At 73.3% G+C, this 20,083-nt stretch carries 21 protein-coding genes and 2 pseudogenes; 7 read left to right on the top strand and 16 right to left on the bottom strand.

Going from position 1 to position 20,083, the window contains the following annotated elements; genetic code table 11:
- Positions 1–7: 7 nt before the first annotated feature.
- Entirely contained in the window at positions 8–838 is an 831-nt protein-coding gene (locus tag BUE41_RS01775; protein ID WP_234996885.1) for a DUF1932 domain-containing protein, read from the top strand.
- Between the two features lie 100 nt (positions 839–938).
- On the opposite strand, the gene BUE41_RS30630 is transcribed toward BUE41_RS01775, so the two are convergent.
- The 4 genes from BUE41_RS30630 to BUE41_RS01755 all read right to left on the bottom strand — a co-directional run bounded on the left by BUE41_RS30630 (position 939) and on the right by BUE41_RS01755 (position 3,030).
- Positions 939–1,106: a hypothetical protein gene (locus BUE41_RS30630; RefSeq protein WP_159444841.1), complete on the bottom strand. Its 168-nt coding sequence runs from the start codon at positions 1,104–1,106 to the stop codon at positions 939–941.
- A 145-nt stretch (positions 1,107–1,251) separates the two neighbouring features.
- On the bottom strand, positions 1,252–1,944 hold the full coding sequence (locus BUE41_RS01765; protein WP_073455020.1) for a ferredoxin reductase: 693 nt from the start codon (positions 1,942–1,944) through the stop codon (positions 1,252–1,254).
- Positions 1,944–2,549, bottom strand: a complete 606-nt coding sequence (locus BUE41_RS01760) for a sulfite oxidase-like oxidoreductase (protein WP_073455019.1) — start codon at positions 2,547–2,549, stop codon at positions 1,944–1,946. The genes BUE41_RS01765 and BUE41_RS01760 overlap by 1 nt, the downstream gene beginning before the upstream one ends.
- A 7-nt stretch (positions 2,550–2,556) precedes the next feature.
- Positions 2,557–3,030 (bottom strand): NUDIX hydrolase, encoded by a 474-nt coding sequence (locus tag BUE41_RS01755; RefSeq protein ID WP_073455018.1) that lies wholly within the window; start codon positions 3,028–3,030, stop codon positions 2,557–2,559.
- Between the two features lie 402 nt (positions 3,031–3,432).
- Between BUE41_RS01755 and BUE41_RS30625 the strand changes: the two genes are divergently transcribed.
- Positions 3,433–3,753 (top strand): DUF742 domain-containing protein, encoded by a 321-nt coding sequence (locus tag BUE41_RS30625; protein WP_159444840.1) that lies wholly within the window; start codon positions 3,433–3,435, stop codon positions 3,751–3,753.
- Here the strand turns inward: BUE41_RS30625 and BUE41_RS01745 are convergent, their stop codons facing one another.
- On the bottom strand, positions 3,754–5,562 hold the full coding sequence (locus BUE41_RS01745) for a putative bifunctional diguanylate cyclase/phosphodiesterase (RefSeq protein WP_159444839.1): 1,809 nt from the start codon (positions 5,560–5,562) through the stop codon (positions 3,754–3,756).
- 226 nt (positions 5,563–5,788) lie between these two features.
- Positions 5,789–8,314: a DEAD/DEAH box helicase gene (locus tag BUE41_RS01740; RefSeq protein WP_073455015.1), complete on the bottom strand. Its 2,526-nt coding sequence runs from the start codon at positions 8,312–8,314 to the stop codon at positions 5,789–5,791.
- A gap of 66 nt (positions 8,315–8,380) precedes the next feature.
- Between BUE41_RS01740 and BUE41_RS01735 the strand changes: the two genes are divergently transcribed.
- Positions 8,381–9,055, top strand: coding sequence for a lysoplasmalogenase family protein (locus BUE41_RS01735; protein WP_073455014.1), 675 nt, complete (start codon positions 8,381–8,383; stop codon positions 9,053–9,055).
- Positions 9,056–9,062: 7 nt separating this feature from the next.
- Here the strand turns inward: BUE41_RS01735 and BUE41_RS01730 are convergent, their stop codons facing one another.
- The gene (locus tag BUE41_RS01730; RefSeq protein ID WP_200803731.1) at positions 9,063–9,404 is read right to left on the bottom strand and encodes a hypothetical protein; all 342 of its coding nucleotides are present in this window, start codon (positions 9,402–9,404) and stop codon (positions 9,063–9,065) included.
- 232 nt (positions 9,405–9,636) lie between these two features.
- Here BUE41_RS01730 and BUE41_RS31620 point away from each other — a divergent pair, with 232 nt between their 5' ends.
- Together BUE41_RS31620 and BUE41_RS01720 are read left to right on the top strand one after the other, a co-directional pair.
- On the top strand, positions 9,637–9,825 hold the full coding sequence (locus BUE41_RS31620; RefSeq protein WP_073455148.1) for a DUF397 domain-containing protein: 189 nt from the start codon (positions 9,637–9,639) through the stop codon (positions 9,823–9,825).
- Between the two features lie 125 nt (positions 9,826–9,950).
- Complete coding sequence (locus BUE41_RS01720; protein WP_073455147.1) at positions 9,951–10,838, top strand: helix-turn-helix domain-containing protein; 888 nt, start codon at positions 9,951–9,953, stop codon at positions 10,836–10,838.
- Positions 10,839–11,359: 521 nt separating this feature from the next.
- On the opposite strand, the gene BUE41_RS01715 is transcribed toward BUE41_RS01720, so the two are convergent.
- Complete coding sequence (locus tag BUE41_RS01715) at positions 11,360–12,193, bottom strand: SAM-dependent methyltransferase (RefSeq protein ID WP_073455012.1); 834 nt, start codon at positions 12,191–12,193, stop codon at positions 11,360–11,362.
- Between the two features lie 208 nt (positions 12,194–12,401).
- Positions 12,402–13,046 (bottom strand): class I SAM-dependent methyltransferase, encoded by a 645-nt coding sequence (locus tag BUE41_RS01710; RefSeq protein ID WP_073455011.1) that lies wholly within the window; start codon positions 13,044–13,046, stop codon positions 12,402–12,404.
- A 20-nt stretch (positions 13,047–13,066) separates the two neighbouring features.
- On the opposite strand from BUE41_RS01710, the gene BUE41_RS01705 reads away from it, so the two are divergent.
- Positions 13,067–14,191, top strand: coding sequence for a DUF371 domain-containing protein (locus BUE41_RS01705; RefSeq protein WP_073455010.1), 1,125 nt, complete (start codon positions 13,067–13,069; stop codon positions 14,189–14,191).
- A gap of 6 nt (positions 14,192–14,197) precedes the next feature.
- On the opposite strand, the gene BUE41_RS01700 is transcribed toward BUE41_RS01705, so the two are convergent.
- The 7 genes and pseudogenes from BUE41_RS01700 to BUE41_RS32610 form a co-directional block, all read right to left on the bottom strand.
- Positions 14,198–15,022 (bottom strand): LytR/AlgR family response regulator transcription factor, encoded by an 825-nt coding sequence (locus BUE41_RS01700; RefSeq protein WP_234996912.1) that lies wholly within the window; start codon positions 15,020–15,022, stop codon positions 14,198–14,200.
- Between the two features lie 227 nt (positions 15,023–15,249).
- On the bottom strand, positions 15,250–17,085 hold the full coding sequence (locus BUE41_RS01695) for a flavin-containing monooxygenase (RefSeq protein ID WP_073455009.1): 1,836 nt from the start codon (positions 17,083–17,085) through the stop codon (positions 15,250–15,252).
- Between the two features lie 123 nt (positions 17,086–17,208).
- Positions 17,209–17,595, bottom strand: coding sequence for an STAS domain-containing protein (locus BUE41_RS01690; RefSeq protein WP_084754169.1), 387 nt, complete (start codon positions 17,593–17,595; stop codon positions 17,209–17,211).
- A 40-nt stretch (positions 17,596–17,635) separates the two neighbouring features.
- On the bottom strand, positions 17,636–17,974 hold the full coding sequence (locus BUE41_RS31615; protein WP_234996874.1) for a glycosyl hydrolase-related protein: 339 nt from the start codon (positions 17,972–17,974) through the stop codon (positions 17,636–17,638).
- 22 nt (positions 17,975–17,996) lie between these two features.
- Positions 17,997–18,269, bottom strand: a pseudogene (locus BUE41_RS32795) (glycoside hydrolase family 38 C-terminal domain-containing protein); the annotation flags it as partial.
- Between the two features lie 69 nt (positions 18,270–18,338).
- Positions 18,339–18,794, bottom strand: coding sequence for a hypothetical protein (locus BUE41_RS31605; protein ID WP_234996873.1), 456 nt, complete (start codon positions 18,792–18,794; stop codon positions 18,339–18,341).
- Between the two features lie 31 nt (positions 18,795–18,825).
- Positions 18,826–19,796 (bottom strand): annotated as a pseudogene (locus BUE41_RS32610) (glycoside hydrolase family 38 N-terminal domain-containing protein); the annotation flags it as partial.
- A 45-nt stretch (positions 19,797–19,841) separates the two neighbouring features.
- Between BUE41_RS32610 and BUE41_RS30620 the strand changes: the two are divergent.
- Positions 19,842–20,048 carry a hypothetical protein gene (locus BUE41_RS30620; protein WP_159444838.1) on the top strand — a complete coding sequence of 69 codons (207 nt, stop codon included), beginning with the start codon at positions 19,842–19,844 and terminating at the stop codon, positions 20,046–20,048.
- Positions 20,049–20,083 lie beyond the last annotated feature (35 nt).

The following is a 20,083-nucleotide window of genomic DNA, read 5'->3' as shown; positions in this document are numbered from 1 at the left end:
TGACCGCGTGCGATCCCTACCTGAGCGTCCGGTCGTCGGGGTGCTGCACCCGGGGGCGATGGGCGCGGCGATCGGCTCCGCCCTCAAGGCTGCCGCGAGCGCGGTCATCTGGGCCGACAAGGGCCGCAGCCACGCCACCGCCAAGCGGGCCGAGCTGGCCGACCTGATCGCCGTCCCCGACGTGCCCGAGCTGACCCGGCGCGCGGACGTCGTCGTGTCGATCTGCCCGCCGCACGCCGCGCTCGACGTGGCGCGCGAGGTCGCGGCCGCCGCGGCCGGCGATCCGCCGCTGTACGTCGAGGCGAACGCGGTCGCCCCCCAGACCGTGCAAGCCGTGGCCGAGCTGTTCGGGCCGGAGAACGTCGTCGACGGCGCGGTCATCGGCCCGCCCGGCTGGACCCGCGGCACCACCACGCTGTGGCTGGCGGGGCGGTGTGCGCCCGCGGTCGCCGAGCTGTTCGCCGGCAGCCCGTTCGAAGCCCGCGTGCTCGGCGCCGAGCTGGGGGCGGCCAGTGCGCTCAAAGCGTGCTACGCGCTGCAGAGCAAGGCCATCCCCGCCGCGTGGCTGGCGCTGTTCGCCACCGCCCGCGCGTACGGCGTCGAGGAGGCGCTGCGCAGCGAGCTGGACCGCAAGGGCAGCGAGCGGGAGATGACCACGATGGCGCGGCGGGCCGGCGACCGGGCCTGGCGCTGGGCAGGGGAGATGGACGAGGCCGCGGCCGCGTTCGCCGCCGCGGGGCTGCCGAACGGGTTCTCGACGGCGGCGGCGGAGGTCTACCGGCGGATCGCCGCGGCCGACGCGGACGAGCTCGGCTCCGTGTGGGGCATGGAGGGGTGAGCCGTCGAGGGCACGTGGCCGGACACGGCGCCGCCGCCGCAGGAGGGGTGGTGCGGCGGCGGCAGAACCGGCTGGAGCCGGTGGATCGGGACTCGGCCGATCAGTCGTCGGCGAAGGCCGGGTTCGGTGGGATGTGCCAGCCCCGGTTTGCGGTGTCCCAACCGGCGCTCACCGGCTGCTCGGCGGCCACGGCCGCCGTCGCGGACCCGAGCACGACGGCGACCACGAGCGCGGCGACGGCCGCGGCGAACGCTGTCCTGCGGTGCATGCGCACAGCTTCGCGCGCTGGAGCCGCGCCGTCGCCTGTGCCGGGACGATCCCACCCGAAGGTGTTGCACGACCCGGAGATCGCCACGGTCCGTAGCTGGATCCGCGCGGTTCCCGGTCGCTCGGTCCGGTGGTGGCCGGACCGGTCAGCCCGAGGGTCCGAAGCGCTCGACGCGGATGGCCCGCTCCGGCACGCCGACCTCGGTGAGCCGGTCGGTCGCCGTGTCGCAGAACCCGGGCGAGCCGCACACGAAGACGTCCTCGCCACCGCGCACGAGGGGCGCGAGATCGGCGGTGGTGAGCCGGTCGACGCCGCGCGCCTCGTCCGGTGGTGCGACCCGGGTGTGGACCACGGTGGTCTGCGGGCCGGTGATCTCGTCGCGGTAGTACAGGTCCTCGGGGGTGCGCACCGACACCACCAGCCGCACGAGATCGGCCTTCCCAGCGCTGCGGGCCGCTCGCAGCATCGCCATCAGCGGGACGACTCCGGAGCCGCCCCCGACCAGTAGCGCCGGGCGATCCACCCGCCAGACGAACCAGCCGCCGATCGGTCCACGCACCTCGAGCTCGTCACCGGGGACCACCACGTCGTGCAGGAACTCCGAGACCTCCCCGCCGGGCAGCCGCTCGACGGTCAGCTCGATCTCGGGACTGCCGTCGGGCACCGATGCCACCGAGTAGGAGCGGCTGGCGCGGTATCCGTCGGGCGCGGTGAGCCGCAGGACGTAGTGCTGGCCGGGCAGGTGCGGCTCGAACTCGGGCAGCCGCAGCCGGAAGGTGCGCGCACTCGCCGTCTCGGCGCGGACGGAGACGACCGTCGCGGTCTGCCAGCCCGCCATCAGTCACCCTGGTAGCGCTGCTCGAGCCAGGGATCGCCGCGGTCGTGGTAGCCGTTGCGCTCCCAGAAGCCGGGCTCGTCGTGGTCGAGCAGCCGCAGCCCGGAGACCCACTTCGCGCTCTTCCAGAAGTACAGGTGCGGGACGAGCAGCCGGGCGGGCCCGCCGTGCTCGACGGTGAGCGGATGCCCCTGGGCTTCCCACACGACCCACGCCTTGCCGCCGGTGACGTCGGCGAGCGGGAGGTTGGTCGTGTAGCCGGTGTGCGAGGTCGCCAGTACGTGCGTGGCCGAGGGCAGCGGCCGGGCGGCGTCGAGGAGGGTGTCGACGGAGACCCCCTCGAAGGTCATCCCGAGCTTCGACCACGTGGTGACGCAGTGGATGTCGCCTTCGTAGCGGGAGCGGGGGAGCGCGCGGAGCTCGTCCCACGTCCACGTGGTCTCCTGCTCGACGAGCCCCGAGATCGTGAACGTCCAGCGCGCGGTGTCCAGCCGCGGCGTGGCCTCCGCGTGCAGCACTGGCCATTCGTCACGGGCGTCGTACTGACCAGGGGGCAGGCGGGGGTCCCGAGTGCGGCGCTTGCCGACGAACCCGCGGGTTACGGCCATGGCGCCATCATCCCTGCTCGGCGAGCGCCTCCAGCAGTCGATCGACGAACGTCACCTGTGCGGCGGTCAGCTTCCTGCGCGCGGTGGTGGTGTCGAACCACGCGGCCCGGTCGATCTCCGGGAACGACTGGATGCGCCCCGAGCGGGGCGGCCACTCCAGCTCGAACTCGTTGCTCTTGATCGAGGAGGCGTCGAAGTCGCCCTCGACCGCGAACACGGTGATCGTCTTGCCGCGCGCGCGGACCGATCCGAGCGGGATGGCCGGCCCGTCCGGGGGCGGGCTGCCCATCTCCTCGGTGAACTCGCGGACGGCTCCGGCGAGGGGGTCCTCGCCCGGCTCGATGATCCCCTTGGGGATGGACCAGCCCCCGTCGTCCTTCCGCGCGAAGAACGGGCCACCCATGTGGCCCAGCAGGACCTCCACCTCCTGCGCGTCCTCCCGCTGGCGGTGCAGGAGCAGCCCTGCGCTGATCGTGGTCACCCGATCGAGCCTACTTCTGCCTGATCGTCAAGGTAGGTTGCCTGGCGGGAACATCGACGAAACAAGCACGTCACACAACGTGGGGAAGGTTTTTCCATCCCCCGAAGCGAAGGGCCTGGACAGATGAGTGAGCCGGCCGACGGCCCCGTGGTGGGCTTGACGGGCGCCCGGTTCGGTGGAGCGTCCCGGCGCAGGCGGAAGGCGGCCAAGACCCGAACGGCCGCTGCCCCATCGGAGAGCACCCCGTCGGAGGCTGCTCCATCGGACGCCCTCTTATCGGACGACCGACCTTCCCCCGACCCGGCGAGCGCGGACTCCCCACCCGCACCGGACTCTCTCCCGGAAACCCGCCCGCTCCCCGTCCCACCCGCAGATCCGCCCGTCGACGACAGCCGGACCGTCGTGGCCGAGGGCCTCCGCGTCCGCCCGTACGTCGTCACCGGCGGGCGCACCCGCGGCTCGCGCGACCTGCCGATCGAGGCGCTGATCTCGCGCGGCCCGCGCGGCGCGATCGGCATCGGGCTCGAGCAGCGCACGGTCGTCGAGCTGTGCACGCAGCCGCGCTCGATCGCGGAGGTCGCCGCCCTCGCCCGCCTTCCGCTCGGGGTGGTGCGGGTGCTCGTCGCCGACCTCATCGACACCGGGGCGCTCACCCTGCACGCCGCGGCCGTCAACGACATGGACTTCCTGCGGCGTGTGCTGGCGGGGCTGCACCGGCTCTGATCAGCTCACCCCGAGCGGGCGGCCGACCAGACCGGGCACCTCCCCCGGGCCGACGGCGGGGGAGTAGAGCCAGCCCTGTCCCAGGTCGCAGCCGAGCTCCAGCAGCTGCGCCGCCTGCTCCGGGGTCTCCACCGACTCGGCGGTGACGGTCAGCCCGAGCGCGTGCGCCAGCCCCACCAGCATGGAGGTGATCTCCACGTCCACGCTGCTGTCGCCGGCCGGGTTCAGCGCGCCGGTGACGAACGGCCCGGCCAGCTTGAGCGCGTGCACGGGGAGCGAGCGCAGGTAGGCGAGGTTCGAGTAACCGGTGCCGAAGTCGTCGATCGCCAGGCGCACCCCGAACCCGGCCAGCGCCTCGAGGGTGGCGCGGGTGCCCGTGGACGGGTCCATGACCTCGCTCTCGGTCAGCTCCAGCTGCAGGGTCTGCGGGGGAAGGCCGTTCTCCGTCAACGCGCGCGTCACGGCGTCGACGAGGCCCGAGTCGTCGACCTGCTTCGCCGCGAGGTTCACGCTCATCAGCAGCGGCGGCACACCGGCGCGCAGCCACTCCGCGGACTGCCGGCACGCCTCGGCCAGCACCCACCGGCCGAGCGGCACGATCATGCCGGTCTCCTCGGCGAGCGGCACGAACCGGTCGGGCGAGACGCGCTCCCCGTTCGGCAGCGTCCAGCGCGCGAGCGCCTCCACGCCGACGAGCGTGCCGTCGGCGAGCCGCACCAGTGGCTGGTACTCCAGCGAGAACTCGCCGTCGGCGAGCGCCTGCGGCATCCGCGCGGTCATCGCGAACCGCGAGACATCGCGGTGGTGCAGGTCCGGGTCGAACACGGCCACCCGGTCGCGGCCGGCCTTCTTGGCGCGGCTGAGCGTGGTGCTGGCCGCACGCATCAGCTCCGCGCCCTGACGGCGACCCGGGTCCCGGCGCACGACGCCCGCGCTGGCGGTCACCGCGATCCGGTGCCCGCCGATCCGCACCGGGCGCCGCACGATCGCCAGCACCCGGTGGGCGACCCGCTGCAGCTCGTCGAGATCGCGTTCCGGGTCGCCGGTGGCGCCGTGCACGAGCACGGCGAACTCGTCGCCGCCGGTGCGCGCCACGACGTGTCCGTCGCGGGCCAGCTCGTCGTCGAGGCGGCGGGCGACCGCGCGCAGCACGATGTCACCGCCCTCGTTGCCGAGGGTGTCGTTGACCGCCTTGAACCCGTCGAGGTCGAGGTAGCACAGCCCGATCAGGGTGTCCGGGTCGGCGGCCAGCGCGTCGAACAGCGCTGCCCGGTCGAGCACGCCGGTCAGCGCGTCGTGGTCGGTGAGCAGGGTCGGGCGCGTGCGGCCGTCGGCGCGCTCGACCAGGCCGACCACCCGGGCCTTGCCGCCCGCGGTGGCCCCACCGCGCAGCACCAGCACGTCGGCGCGCACCTGCGTCCCGTCGGGGCGGCGCCAGGTGCGGTGCGCACGCAGGTGGTCGACGGTGCCCTCGGCGACCTGGGCGACGGTCTCCCACTCGGCGTCGGACAGGCACAGCGGGCGGCCGATGATCTGTGCCAGCGGGCGGCCGACCAGGTCGGCGAACGCTTGGTTGGCATCGGCGACCGTGCCGTCCGGGTCGCAGATCCACAGCCCGATCCGGGAGTCGACCGCAGGCCGGCTGCGCCGGTGGTCGCCGCCGTTCAGTCCCTGGGCGAACCCCGCCGCGAGCGCGCCGACCAGTTCGCCGACCCGTTCCGCAGCGCGCGCCGGCAGCCCGGCCGCGATCGCCCGCGCACCCGCGTCGAGCAACCATCCGCCGGACAGCCGTCCCGCCACCGTCGCCACGAGCGGAACCAGGTCCGCCACGGGCCGCGGCGCGCGTGAGGCGACCGCGTCGGCCCAGCGGCGAGCCTGCGCCGCGGCGTCGGAACCGATTGGCGATCGATCCGACACCACCGAATCGACCCCCCACGCCGTGCTTGGGGTGCCTCAGACCCGGGCACCGACCGGCGCTGAGATTACCGTCCGTGCCGACTTCCGCCACTCGGTGGAGGGTCGGGTGATCGCGCTCTCACTCGCCCAGCGGAGCTACCCCGGTGATCCACACAACGGGTGTCCCCTGTGCGTCCGACGCGGCGAGGTCGATCTCTGCGGTGATCCCCCAGTCGTGATCGCCCTCGGGATCGTCGAAGACCTGGCGGACGATCCAGCGCTCGGGCTCCTCCTCGATCGCCAGCAGCGCTGGGCCGCGCGCGTCGGGCCCGGTGCCGATGCCGTCGTCGCCGTACTCGGCGAAGTACGGTTCCAGCGCTCCGCGCCACTTCTCGGCCGTCCAGCCGGACTCCGCGTCCAGCTCGCCGAGCAGGTCGTAGCGCTGCAGGGCGGCCAGCTCGACCCGGCGGAACATGGCGTTGCGCACCAGCACCCGGAACGCCCGTGCGTTGGCGGTGACCCCGGCCGGGCCCTGGTCCATCGACGGCGGCCGTACGTCGGCGGTGCCTTCGCCCGCGGCCAGCGCCTCCCACTCGTCGAGCAGGCTGGAGTCGGTCTGGCGGACCAGCTCGCCCAGCCATTCCTCGAGGTCGGCCAGCTCCTCGGTCTTCGCCTCGTCCGGGATCGTCTGGCGCAGCGCCCGGTAGGCGTCGGCGAGGTAGCGCAGCACCAGACCCTCGGAGCGGGCGAGCTGGTAGTAGCTGATGTACTCGACGAAGGTCATCGAGCGCTCGTACATGTCGCGGGCGACCGACTTCGGTGACAGCCGCGCGTCCGCCACCCACGGGGCGCCGCGCCGGTAGGTCTCCAGCGCGGCGTGCAGCAGCTCGTCGAGCGGCTTCGGCCAGCTGATCTCCTCCAGCCGGGCCATCCGCTCCTCGTACTCCAGGCCCTCGGCCTTCATCGCCGCGAGCGCCTCGGCCTTGGCCTTGTTCTCCTGCGCGTAGAGGACCGGCCGCGGATCGTCCAGCGTCGCCTCGACGACCGACAGCACGTCCAGCGCGTACGTGGGCGATTCCCGGTCGAGCAGTTCCAGCGTGGCCAGCGCGAACGGTGAGAGCGGCTGGTTGAGCGCGAAGTCCAGCTGCAGGTCGTCGACGATGCGCACCCGGCGGCCCTCCGCGTCGGGCTCGGGCAGCTCCTCGACGATGCCCGCGTTGCGCAGCGCCTTGTAGATCGCGATGGCGCGCAGGATGTGCTTGCGCTGGCGGTGCCGCGGCTCGTGGTTGTCCTCCAGCAGGTGCCGCATGGCCGCGAACGCGTCGCCGGGCCGGGAGATCACGTTCAGCAGCATCGCGAACGTGACGGTGAAGTGGCTGGTCAGCGGCTCCGGCTGGGCGCGCTGGAGCTTCTCGTAGCTCACCTCGGACCAGCCGACGAAGCCCTCCGGCGGTTTGACCCGCACGACGCGCTTGCGCTTCTTCGGGTCGTCGCCGGCCTTGGCGAGCCGGCGCGCGTTCTCCACCTCGTGCTCGGGCGCCTGCGCCACCACCGTGCCGACGGTGTCGTAGCCCGCTCGCCCGGCCCGGCCGGCGATCTGGTGGAACTCCCGAGCCTTCAGCGGCCGCACGCGGTTGCCGTCGAACTTGGACAGCGCGGTGAACAGCACCGTGCGGATCGGCACGTTGATCCCGACGCCGAGGGTGTCGGTGCCGCAGATGACCTTCAGCAGACCGGACTGGGCGAGGGTCTCCACCAGCCGCCGGTAGCGCGGCAGCATCCCGGCGTGGTGCACGCCGATGCCGTGCCGGACCAGGCGGGAGAGCGTCTTGCCGAAGCCGGCGGTGAAGCGGAAGTCACCGATCAGCTCGGCGATCGCCTGCTTCTCCTCCTTGGTCGCGACGTTCATGCTCATCAGCGCCTGGGCCCGTTCCACCGCCGCGGCCTGCGTGAAGTGCACGACGTAGACCGGGGCCTCCTTGGTGGCCAGGAGCTCCTCGATCGTCTCGTGCAGCGGCGTGGTGACGTAGCGGTAGTGCAGCGGGACGGGCCGCTCCACGCCGGTGATCAGCGCGGTGGAGCGGCCGGTGCGGCGGGTGAGATCGTCGCGGAAGAACGTGACATCGCCCAGCGTGGCGCTCATCAGCAGGAACTGCGCCTGCGGCAGCTCGATCAGCGGCACCTGCCAGGCCCAGCCGCGGTCCGGGTCGGCGTAGAAGTGGAACTCGTCCATCACGACCGATCCGATGTCGGCGTACGGCCCGGACCGCAGCGCGATGTTGGCGAGGATCTCCGCGGTGCAGCAGATGATCGGCGCCTTCTCGTTGACCGACGCGTCGCCGGTCAGCATCCCCACCTTCTCGGCGCCGAAGGTGTCGATGAGCTGGAAGAACTTCTCCGACACCAGCGCCTTGACGGGGGCGGTGTAGTAGGTGCGGCGGCCGTGCTGCAGCGTCGCGGCGTGCGCGCCGACGGCGACCAGCGACTTCCCGGAGCCGGTCGGCGTCGAGAGGATGACGTTGCTGCCGGTGACCAGCTCGACCAGCGCCTCCTCCTGCGCGGGGTACAGCGAGATGCCGCGCTCCTCGAACGCCCAGTCGGCGAAGGCGTCGAGGAAGGCGTCCGGGTCGTCGGGGTCGCGGGGAAGCCGGTCGGTGAGGGTCATGATGCCTCGATCGTGCCGCGTCGGGCGGGTCGACGTGCAACGGGGCCAGTGGCGACGGTCCGGAGGGTGCGCCACACTGCCCGGGTGATGATCTCCGCGCGGACGCGGTGGACCGCCTACTGGGCGGCGGCGCTGGCCGACGCGATCGCCGCGGCGGCGGGTGCGCGCCGGGTCCGGTGGGTGACCAAGCCCGCGCTGATGCCGCTGCTCGCCGCTGCCGTGGGGGAGCGGGCGCCGCGGGCCGCGCTGGCCGCGGCGTGGGCGGGCGACGTCGCGCTGCTCGGCTCCGGAGACGCCGCGGTGGCCGGCGGCATCGGTGGATTCGCCGCCGCGCACATCGCTCATCTGCGCGAGGTGCGGGAGCTGCGCCCGGACGCGCCGGCCGCGCCGGGGGAGCGGATCTCGGCCGCGGCGTTCGCGACGACGGCGGTGGCCGCGACCGCCGTGCTGGCCCCGCGGCTCGCCGACCGCCCGGCGCTGCGGTTGCCGGTGGCCGGGTACGCCGCACTGGTCACCGCGATGGGGCACGCCGGCGTCCGCACCGGGCTGCGGCGCAGGGACGTGCGCGGCCGGGACCTGGCCGTCGGGGGAGCACTGTTCGTGGTCTCCGACGGACTGGTGGCGCTGTCGCTGTTCGCCCGCCCGCGCACGCGGTGGCGCGCGGCCGCGGTCGAGGCCGCCGTGATGGCCACCTACACCGGAGCGCAGGCGCTGCTGGCCCGGTCGATCGCCGGGCCGTGAGGGCTGGTCAGCCGCGCAGCAGGCGCAGGCCGCGGCGGCGGCCGCGGCGCGAGCGGTTCGCCGCCTGGCGGGCCTCCAGGCACTGCCGGCACGGCTCGCCCTCCGGCGCCACCATCGGTGCCGCGGACACGACGTGCCCGCAGACGGCGCGGTAGAAGCCGGAGCAGGCGGACGGTCCGGTCAGCTCGGTGTCCGGCACCGCGTGCGACTGGCCGTCCTCGACGCAGGTGACCGCGACGGTGATCACCGGACCGGTCGCGGGCTCGCTCTCGGGAGCCGGGCCGCCGGGATGGGGCCGAGCCTCACGAACCCCCGGCGCCCATGCCCCGACCGGCTCGCTCGCACTCATGAAACGACTCACCCTTCCCCGATCCGTACCGCGGAGAATTCTGCCTCGTGGGGCTTGCATCCGCAACGTCTCGTGCAACATCATCTGCAAGCACGTTTGCAACGGCGATCGTAATCTCGATCGTCATCTCACGCACGGAAAGGTGGTGGACGTCGTGGACACCGACATCCGCTCTGCCGACCGCCCTGACGTCCGCCCGGGCCGCAGCGTCGCCGCCGACTCGCTCGGTCCGCTGCCCTGGCGCAAGAGCCGCGCCAGCGGTGCCGGCAACTGCGTCGAGCTCGCCCCGGTCGCCGACGGAGTCGTGGCCGTGCGGCACTCGCAGGACCCGCACGGCCCGGCGCTGATCTACTCCGCCGCCGAGATCGCCGCGTTCGTCGCCGGCGCCAAGGACGGCGAGTTCGACGATCTCCTGGCCTGAACGGGGATCGATCCGCGCCGCCCGCGGGATCGACGCTGCCCCGTGCGAACCAGTGCTGTCCGCCTGCCGGCACGGTAGAGTGCTCTGCCAGCCCCTCCGCCGTGCCCGCCGGGAGCAGCCAGATCGTGCCTCGTAGTCAGGAACCCGATCCCCTGGACAGCGGCCCCACCGTCAACCGCATCCTGCTCGGCACCCAGCTGCGCCGCCTCCGGGAAGAAGCCGGGATCTCACCGCAGGAAGCGGGTGCCCACATCCGGGCGTCACACGCCAAGATCAGCCGGTTGGAGCTGGGTCGGGTCGGGTTCAAGATCCGTGACATCGAGGACCTGCTCGATCTCTACGGCGTGAAGGACGAGCGCGAACGCAACGCGTTCCTGCAGATGGCCGCGCGCGCCAACGAGCGCGGCTGGTGGAGCCGCGACAGCGACCTCATCCAGGGCTGGTTCGAGATGTACCTGCGCCTCGAGCAGGAGGCGCAGTCGGTGCGCACCTACGAGGCCCAGCTCATCCCCGGCCTGCTGCAGAGCGAAGGCTACGCCCGGGCCGTGCTGCGGCTGTTCTTCCCGAACGCGCCGGCGCACGAGATCGACCGCCGCACCACGCTGCGGATAAATCGGCAGAAGATCCTCACCCAGCCCGGTGGGCCGCGGCTGTGGGCCATCGTGGACGAGAACGCGCTCAACCGGTCCGTCGGCTCGACAGCGATCATGAAGGCGCAGCTGGAGCACCTGCTGGAGCTGACCGCGCTGCCCAACGTCACCATGCAGGTGCTGCCCTTCCTGGCGGGTGGGCACGCGGCCATGGGCGGGCCGTTCACCATCCTGCGGTTCGCGCCGCCGGAGCTGCCGGACATCGTGTACCTGGAGCAGTACAACAGCGCGACGTACCTGGACCGCCGGGCGGACGTGGAGGACTACCTCTGGGCGATGGAGCGGCTGGGGGTGGCGGCGCTGACGCCGGTGGAGAGCCGGAAGCTGGTGGAGAGGTTGTTGAAGGAGGGGTACTCCAGGTGAGCCCGGGGCGCCGCCCCGGAGTCCCGCCGGGGCGCTGTTCCTGGGCTCCGACCATCCCTCCGGTGCGGTGCACCTGCCGGCCCGCGAGTTGCGGCATTCTCGCCGGCGAGTCGCGGGTTCCGCGACGCTGAGTTGCGGTACCCGACCCGGGCCGGCGGAGATCTCGGCAGGGAAGCCGCAGCGTTGATCGCGCTCTGCTCCTCCGTCGCCGAGCGCGGCTCGCGCGCTCACGAGTCGACGACGGCTCCTGCGGTGCTCACGCCCTCGTTCCTCGGGCGCTGCGCGCCTCCCCCGCCGACGTCGACGCGCGCGAGCTGTCGGGCGGCGCCGTGGCCACCGTGCGGTGGTGCTCGGCCGGGCGCGGTGCGGGGCAGTCCGTAGCGCGAGGCCCGGGCGCCGTGGAGGTGGGTCGCGTCTGCAGGAGCTCCTTGCCTGCCGTCGCGGGCAACCCGAGCACCGTGCTCGCTCCGCCCGGGGCTCCGCGGGTGCCCGCTGGAGGTGAGCGCCCGGCCGCGTGCGGATCAGGCCGGCTTACGGCCGATCGCCGTGGCGAACAGGGTCTGGACCGGGCTGTCGCGCGGGGTGTGCTCGTCGGGTCGCCAGTCGTTGGCGTAGACGAGGCCGGGTTCGACGAGCTCGAGGCCGTCGAGGAACGCGGCGAGCTCGTCCCAGGTGCGGAAGCGGCCGGTGCCGAGCCCGCCCTCGAGGAAGGCCCGTTCGAGCTCCTTCGCCCGCGGCTCGTCGTCGTCGAGGAAGTTGGCGCTCATCAGGTAGGATCCGGGGGAGAGCTTCTCGCGCAGCGCGGCAGCGGTGGCGTTGGCCTCGTCGTCGTCCAGGTGGTGCAGGATGCTCGACGCGATGACCGCGAACGGGCGGTCGGGGTCGATCAGCCGCAGCAGCTCCGGGTCGGAGAACAGACCGTCGACGTCGCGGATGTCGGCCCGGATGACGGTGACGTTCTCGTGTTCAGCGAGCAGCGCGCGGGCGTGCGCGAGGACGATCGGGTCGTTGTCGACGTAGACCACGTGGCAGTCCGGGTTGTGCTCCAGCGCGATCTCGTGGACGTTACCCTCGGTCGGCAGGCCGGAGCCGAGGTCGACGATCTGGTCGATACCGGCCTCCGACACCAGCCAGCGGACCGAGCGCAGCAGCGTGATCCGGCCGCAGCGGCCCAGCTGGCCGATCTCCGGCACCGCCGCGTAGAGGGCCTTGCTCACCTCACGGTCGATCGCGAAGTGCTGCTTCCCGCCGATGACGTAGTCGTACACACGGGCGATCGAGGGCTTGGTCGGGTCGATCTCCGGCGCCACGAACTGGCCGTCGATGCCCACCGGTGAGTGCTGCTCCTCGCTCACTGGCCCCCTCCTCCATCGCCCGATCGGGCGTCACGTCGTGCGTCGCAATGATCGTATCGAGTGCGACTGGCGCGGAACTCCGCCGCGCGCGCTGCCCCCGCTCGAGGCGAAGATTAGCCACGTCACACCCGCGAGAGGTCACGGCACGCGAACAGCCGGTGAACGGTAGCCCTCGTACGGTGACCTGTCGTCGGTTGCGCCGAACGACTCAACCGACGGTGCCGCGCAGCGCGAGCACGTCGAACCGCGCGCGCGAGGAACCGAGGCGCTTCGTCCACGACGTGGCGAGCGCGGCGATCCCGGCGTCGTCGAGGTACTCCGCCTCGGTGAGCCGCCAGCCCGCAGCTGCGTAGCGCTCGGCCAGCGCGGTGCGGGCGCTCGCCGGGTCCGGCTCGGGGAGCTCGCCGACCTCGGGCACGGGCGGTCGCCACGCGTGCAGGTTCAGCGTCACCAGGAACGGCGCCCCCGGTCGGCACACGGCCGAGATCGCCTCCAGCACCGGACCCTCGCCGAGCATGCCGCGCAGCAGGCTGCCCCACGGCATCAGCACGTGCACCTCGGCCACGTCGGACAGCCCGTCCGGTAGCCGTTCGGCCGCGGCGCGCAGGAACACGACGTTGGGCAACCCGCCGCGATCGGCGCGGGCCGCCGCCTTCGCCGACGTCTTGCGCAGGGCGTCCGCGTTCGCGTCGAGACCGACGACGAGCAGGTCCGGGCGCTCGCGGGCGACGTGCAGGACGTGCTTGCCGTCCCCGGTGCCGACGTCGAGCAGCACGGCGGTGTGGCGCTCCCGCAGCGCCGCGAACTCGGCGGCGGACAGCTCCACCACGCGTTTGCCGATCACCCGGTGCACGCCGGTAGTGTTCCCGACCCGTGGACGACGGGTTGCCGCGCCTTGATCTGGTCGGGCATCCCGCACTGCGCGCGACCCACGGCAAGACCCTGGAGTTCACCGTCGATCCCGACGTCACCGAGCGGGCGACCTGCGTACTCGGGGTGGCGGGGCGGGTCACCGGCGGCGCGGTCGCGGGTCCCGTCCGCATCACGATCGACGCGGGCGGCGCCGTCGCGACCGTGGACGCGATCGCCAACCCGGACTGGGCAGGCGGCACCGCGGTCGTGCGCCGCGGCACCGACCGGCGGCCGGACACGTTCGCGACCGAGGCCACCGCGGCCGCCGCCGATCTGCCGCGCGAGCTCGTCGCCCGCATCATCGACCCGGACACGCCCATCACCGTGCGGTGCAGCCGCCTGCCGCGCCGACCCGACGGGCGGGCCGGGCTGGTGCTCGCCTGGACCGCCCCCGGTGCGCCCGCGGCGCCGCGGCTGGCCGCCGAGCTCGTCGCCGCCGACGCGGTGGTCGCCGAGGACGCCGACGCGGCCCGGGTGGCCGGAGAGCGCACGATCCGCGCGGCCGACGCCGTCACGGGCCTGCTGGACGGCGAGCTCGGCCGGGTGCTCGTCGTGGCCACCGCCGGGCTGCCCGGGGCGTCGGTGACGGCAGCGCTCGAGGCACCGGAGAAGGTGGCCGTGGAGGTGGCCGGGCTCCCCGCAGCGCTGGTGGCCGCCGCCGGGTCGCCGGTGCGCGGGCCCGTCCAGCTGGCGGAGGGGCGTTCCCGGATCGACGCCGTGCTGCGGTCCGCGCCGCCCGAGGTGACGCTCGTGGTCACGGTGGCGGCCGCGGACCTACCGCGTCTGCTGGAGCGGGCCGCCGATCGGCGCGGCACGCGCACGGCGACGGTCGTGGACCCCGCTGCCGGGGGCGTGGTCCGCTGGGGGCCGGTCGGCCGGTTGCGCGCGGGCCGCACCAGCGGCGAGCTGGTCTGCGCGCTCGACGGCGCCGCGGACACGGTGCTCGGGCCGGAGCTGGCCGCGTTCGTGCGCGGGCTGCTCGCTGCCGGCGTCTCGGCGCGCACGGCCGCGCACGCGCTCGCCCAGGTCCCCGGGTGGAGCCGGCGCAGCGCGTACGACGCAGTGCTCGGGCTGACAGGGGACTAGCCAGGCCTACGTCAGGCCGGACCAGTCGCCCCGCAGCTCGGCCCGCACCGCGGCCAGGTGCCGGCGGCTCACCGGCAGCTCCACCTCGGGCGGTTCCCCGCCGGTGGCGACCTGCACGACGTGGCCCGGGTTGTTCCGGCGCAGCGCCCGGATGCGGTTGCGGGCGACCAGGAACGAGCGGTGGACGCGCAGGAACCCGGCCCCGCGCCAGCGTTCCTCCAGTTCGCCGAGCGGCATGCGCACCAGGTGGCTCTCACCGTCGGTGTGCAGGCGCACGTAGTCGCCCTGCGCCTCCACCCAGCGCACCTTCGACCGCGGGACCAGTCGCGTGGTGCCGCCCAGCTCGACGGGCAGCACCTCCTCGGCGGGCGGGGTGGTGCTCGCGGCGCGCACGGCGGCGATGCGGTCGAGCGTGGTGGCGAGGCGGGCGGAGTGCAACGGCTTGAGCAGGTAGTCGACCGCGCCCACCTCGAAGGCGGCGACCGCCTTGTCCTCGTGCGCGGTCACGAACACCACCATCGGCGGCGACGGCAGCGCCGTGCAGAGCCGGGCCAGCTCCAGCCCGTCGATGCCCGGCATCCGGATGTCCAGGAAGACCGCGTCGACCACCCGCGCGGCGCAGCCGGTCCGGCGCGGGTCGGCGGTGAGGATCCGCAGCGCATCCGCCCCGTTCGACGCGGACAGGACGGTGCCCACGTGCGGGTCGGCGGACAACAGGTGCACGAGATCGTCGAGCGCCGGCCGCTCGTCGTCGACGGCGAGCACGGTCAGCCCATCGATCCCGGCCGAGGTGCGGACCGCCGTCTCGTGCCCGTCCAGCGCCGCTGCGATCACAGGAGCCCCCCCGTCGTCGTCCGTCGCCGTCCCTCCACCCAACGAGTGATGGAGCAGAAGGAAACGGATCACGTTCCGTGGCGAAGAGCGCGTGTGGAGTGCGTCGACAACTCCGAACGGGTGGCAGCGGTGTGGTCGGGACGGCAACGAACGGCCCTTTCGTCCACTCAGAGTGGACGAAAGGGCCGTTCGTTGTGCATGCAGCCGGGCAGCCCGCAGCGCGATCAGTACGGGTGGTAGCTCTCCTGCAGCCCGTACACCGGCGTGTCGAGCCCGACCTGCCGTGCCTTCAGCTGCAGCGCCAGGTAGAGCGAGTAGTAGCGCGACTGGTGCAGGTTGCCCCCGTGGAACCACAGCCCTTCCTGCTGGGTGGGCTTCCACATGTTGCGCTCCTCGCCCTCCCACGGGCCGGGGTCCTTGGTGGTGCCGGAGCCGAGGCCCCACACCTTGCCGACCTTCTCGGCCATCTCCTTGCCGATGATGTCGGCGGCCAGCGCGTTCATGGAGCCGTACCCGGTGGCGTAGACGACGACGTCCGCGGGCAGCTCCTCGCCGGTGTCGAGGCGCACCGCGTCCTCGGTGAGCGCCACGACCTGGCCGTGCTTGACCGGGATCTCGCCGTTCGCGACGAGCTCGCCGACGCCGACGTCGATGTAGTAGCCGGAGCCGCGGCGCAGGTACTTCATGAACAGGCCGGAGCCGTCGTCGCCCCAGTCGAGCCAGAAGCCCGCCTTCTCCAGCCGCTCGTAGTACTCCTTGTCCCGCTCCTTGATCGCCTCGTAGATCGGCCGCTGCACGTCGGCCAGGATCCGGTAGGGCAGCGACGCGAAGATCGTGTCGGCCTTGTGCGTGGTGATGCCGGCGGCGACGGCCCGCTCCGAGTACAGATCGCCGAGGCCCAGCTCCATCAGCGAGTCGGACTTCACGACGTGCGTGGAGCTGCGCTGCACCATCGTCACGTCCGCGCCGACCTCCCACAGCGCGCCGCAGATGTCGAACGCGGAGTTGTTCGATCCGATCACGACGACCCGCTTGTCCTTGTACGGATCGGGACCGGGGTGCTGGCTGCTGTGGTGCTGCTCGCCGCGGAAGATGTCCTGGCCGGGCAGCTCGGGGATGTTCGGCTTGCCGGAGACGCCGAGGGCGAACACGAGCTGCTTGGGCCGCAGCACGATCTCCTCGCCGTTGCGGTCGACGACGATGCTCCACTCCTTGGCATCGTCGTCCCAAGTGGCCTTCTTCGCGGGGGAGGAGCCCCAGTAGTTGATCTCCATCACCCGCGTGTACATCTCCAGCCAGTCGCCGATCTTGTCCTTCGGCGAGAACACCGGCCAGTTCGGCGGGAACGGCAGGTACGGCAGGTGGTCGTACCAGACCGGGTCGTGCAGGCACAGCGACTTGTAGCGGCTGCGCCACTGGTCGCCGGGCCGCGGGTGCTTGTCGAGCACCACGTGGTCGATGTCGAGCGCACGCAGCCGTGCCCCGAGCGCGATGCCGCCCTGGCCGCCGCCGATCACCACCACGTACGGCTGGCGGTCGCGGCCGATCCCCTCGATCTCGGCGGTGCGCTTCTCCTTCCAGGTGACCCGGTTCTTGAACGCCCCGTGCTCCACCCCCTTCGGGCGGGTGGGCCCGCGCCGCTCCTCGTAGCCCTTCAGCTCGTCCAGGGTGGTGAGGAACGTGTAGGCGCCCTCGTCAGTCAGGCGCAGCAGGCCCGAGCCGCGCCCCACCGCGGTCTCGAACGTGAAGAACGCCGTGGTGACGCCGTCGGCCTCCTCGGGCTCCTCGCCCTCGGTGATCCGGAACGACGACGCACCGGTGCGCGCCGCCGTCTCCCGCAGCAGGTCGGTGACCCCGTCGCGGTTCTCGACCGTCTTGATGTTCCAGGTGAAGGCGACCAGGTCGCGCCAGAAGCAGGTCGGGGCGAACAGGCCGGCTGCGCGTTCGACGTCACCCGAGGTCAGTGCGGACTCGAGATCGGCCAGCCACCTCTCGACGCGCTGCCGGGCAGGGGACGGCCCGACCTGCGTGCCGGGCGCCGGTTCGAGGGTCTGGGTCATGGTGAGCCTCTCCGGTCAGCGAGAACGCCGCCGCGTTGCGGCGTCACCTCCGCAACCAACCCCATGCGCGCCCGCTTGGGAAGGGTTGCCGCACCGTTGCAGCGCCGGATCGCGGCGCCGGATCTACGAGGCGGCCAGCGCCGACTCCACGTCCTCGTGCAGCGGCAGGATCTGCTGCAGGTTCATCGTCGTCCAGGGGCGGATCACCGCGTCGTTGTCCTTCGGGGCGACGAGCCGCACCGCCGGGCCGATCCCGCCCGGGGTGTGCGACGTGGTGCGGCCGGCGAGGTCCGCCAGGACGCCCAGGCCCGACGAGCCGAGGAAGGTGACGCCGGACAGGTCGATCACCACGCACGTCACCTGCGGCCGCTCCAGCCACACCTGCTCCAGGGCGTCCATCAGCTGACGGGCGGTGAGCAGGTCGACCTCACCCTGCACGGTGACGACCGTCGTGGTCTCGTTCTCCTGCCGCACCGCCACGGACATCGTCGGATGATCACCGTCGCTCATGCCGAGCACGGTAATGCGATCCCGCGGCTCCCGCCTGCCGTCAGGACCGCCGCAAGCGCAGGGTCAGGATCCGGAACGGGCGCAGGACCAGCGCGACCACGCCGTCGGTGAGTCCGGGCGGCGGGGTGTCGAAAGGCCGCTCCAGCAGGTCCGTCACCACCACCGGCGCCGCGGCGAAGCCGAGCGTGAGCCGTCCCGCCGCGCGGGCGCCGAGCGCCTCGTAGAGGCGGACCACGACGTCCCCGGATCCGTCGTCGGCGAGCTTCACCGCCGAGACGACCAGCCCGTCGTGCTCGGTCGCGGCGAGGGGGCGCGACTCGCCCGGAGCCGCGGACCCGCCGCTCGGGCAGGTTGATCCGGTGGCCCTCGCGGACCGCACCGCCGATGCCGACGTGGCCGAACTGCGTCACCGCCGCCGCGTGATCCGCCCGTACGTCCAGCGGGAACGCCGCCTTCAGGAACGTCTCCGACTCGTGCCGGTCGATCTCCGCGGTGCAGTCCACCCGGGGTGAGCCGGGGGCGAGCGTGATCGTCTGCACCGCCGTCGAGGTGCCGAACGCGCGCCGCACGCGCGCGCCGGCCGTGCCGTTCTCCTGCACGGTCTCCAGCTCCTCGACGTCGTCGAGATCGGTGACGGTGCGCCGGTGGGTGTGGTCGACGTCCCGGCGTCCCAGCTGCCCGGCAGGTCGGGGTGGATCTGCAGGAGGTTGCCCGCGGGCCCGCCGCGATCGCCTCCCGCCCGGTCACCGCGTCGACGACCGACACCAGCAGGCCCCGCCCGTCCACCTGGGCGCGCACCAGCGCGTTGTCGAGCACGTACCCGGCGCCGTCGACGGTGACCGCCACCGGCTCGGCGGGCTCCGCGGGCCCGCGCCGCCCACCGGGACCCCGCCACGCGCGTGCGGGGCGGCGTTGAAGACGAGCTCGTCCTCGCCGCTGCCCGCCAGCGCCTGCTGGGCTGCGGCGACGATCTCCTCCAGCTCGGCGAGCGCGCGCCGGTAGGTCGCCCGGCTCTCGCGGTGCACCCAGGCGATGGAGCTGCCGGGCAGGATGTCGTGGAACTGGTGCAGCAGCACCCTCCTCCAGATCCGGTCGAGCGCGTCGCACGGGTACGGGTGCCCGGTGCGCACCGCCGCGGTGGCCGACCACAGCTCCGCCTCCCGGGGCGGCGCGGCCGAGCATCTCCCGGGTCGGGCCACCGCCGCCGTCGCCCCAGCCGAACGGCACCAGAGAGCGGTGCGCGCGGCCCTTCTCCGCGAAGCTGCGCACGAGGTGGCCCATCTCGTGGCCGGACAGCTCCGTGTTGTAGGTGTCGACCGGAGGGAAGTGCGTGAACACGCGGGAGCCGTCCAGGCCCTCCCACCAGAACGTGTGGTGCGGGAACCGGTTGAACTGGCTCCAGCTGATCTCCTGGGTGAGCAACCATCGCGAGCGCGACAGGGTCACCAGCTGGGGGAGGGCGGCGCTGTAGCCGAACGAGTCGGGCAGCCACACCTCCTCGGTCTCCACGCCGAGCTCGTCGAGGAAGAACCGCTCGCCGTGCACGAGCTGGCGGACCAGCGCCTCCCCGCCGCTCATCGTCGTGTCGGCCTCCACCCGCATCCCGCCGACGGGCACGAGCCGCCCCGCCGCGACGGCTGCCGTCATGCGCCGCCACAGGTCGGGCCGCCGGTCGCGCATCCACCCCCCGTGCTGCGCCGAGGACATCGTGAACACCAGCCCGGGATGGTGTCCATCAGCGCGGTCACGCTCGCGACGGTGCGCGCGACCTTCCGGACGGTCTCGCGCAGCGGCCACAGCCGCGCCGAGTCGATGTGGGCGTGCCCGACGGCGCTGACCCGGTGGGCGCTGGGCACGGCCGGGCTGGCGAGCACCGGGGCGAGCACGGCCCGCGCCGCGGCGGCCGCGCCGGTGACGTGGAACCAGCTCGTGCCCCACGGCCGGCCCCACGCCTCGGCGTCGACGAGCGGGCGGTAGGGCGCGGCGATGCCCGCCGCTGTCGGCACCGGCTCTGCCGGGACGTGCCAGACCTCGGTCTGCGGCGGGGCCGTCGCCCCGTGGACGGCTGGCCGGACGCGCTCGCGCAGGATCCGGTCGATGCGGGCCTCGACGAGGGTGCGGTCGTCGTGCACGGCGGGCTCCCGTCGCCGGAGCTGCTGCCGTGGGCGACGGTACCGGCCGCGAGGAGCGGGGATCGTCATCCGGCCGGGTGCATGACGATCGGCTCCACGGGGTACTCCGGGGCCATGTCAGGCGCGCAGGATCCGCACGGCGCTCCCGGAGGCGCCCCCGCGGACGAACCGGTGTCCCGGCTGGCTGCGGCCGACGTCGCGCAGGTCATCCGGGGTAAGCGATGGTTGCAGCGGGTCGTCGAGATGGCGGAGTCGGTGACCGGCCGGCCGGTGACCGGCGCGGACGCCGCGGACCCTGGGGCCGCTCCGCGGGCCTCCTGACCGCGGGAGTGGTCCAGGGCACGCCTTACCCTGGG

The organism is Pseudonocardia thermophila (genome assembly GCF_900142365.1).
GTDB lineage: Bacteria > Actinomycetota > Actinomycetes > Mycobacteriales > Pseudonocardiaceae > Pseudonocardia > Pseudonocardia thermophila.
The sequence above is the reverse complement of the archived record's forward strand: the minus strand, read 5'-3'. Positions and strand labels throughout refer to the sequence as shown.

Excerpts from the sequence above, each read along its gene's own strand:
- BUE41_RS30630 (WP_159444841.1), bottom strand. The coding sequence starts at position 1,106 with ATGCACCGCAGGACAGCGTTCGCCGCGGCCGTCGCCGCGCTCGTGGTC.
- BUE41_RS01765 (WP_073455020.1), bottom strand. The coding sequence starts at position 1,944 with ATGGCGGGCTGGCAGACCGCGACGGTCGTCTCCGTCCGCGCCGAGACG.
- BUE41_RS01760 (WP_073455019.1), bottom strand. The coding sequence starts at position 2,549 with ATGGCCGTAACCCGCGGGTTCGTCGGCAAGCGCCGCACTCGGGACCCC.
- BUE41_RS01740 (WP_073455015.1), bottom strand. The coding sequence starts at position 8,314 with ATGACCCTCACCGACCGGCTTCCCCGCGACCCCGACGACCCGGACGCC.
- BUE41_RS01730 (WP_200803731.1), bottom strand. The coding sequence starts at position 9,404 with ATGAGTGCGAGCGAGCCGGTCGGGGCATGGGCGCCGGGGGTTCGTGAG.
- BUE41_RS01695 (WP_073455009.1), bottom strand. The coding sequence starts at position 17,085 with ATGACCCAGACCCTCGAACCGGCGCCCGGCACGCAGGTCGGGCCGTCC.
- BUE41_RS01690 (WP_084754169.1), bottom strand. The coding sequence starts at position 17,595 with ATGAGCGACGGTGATCATCCGACGATGTCCGTGGCGGTGCGGCAGGAG.
- BUE41_RS30620 (WP_159444838.1), top strand. The coding sequence starts at position 19,842 with ATGTCAGGCGCGCAGGATCCGCACGGCGCTCCCGGAGGCGCCCCCGCG.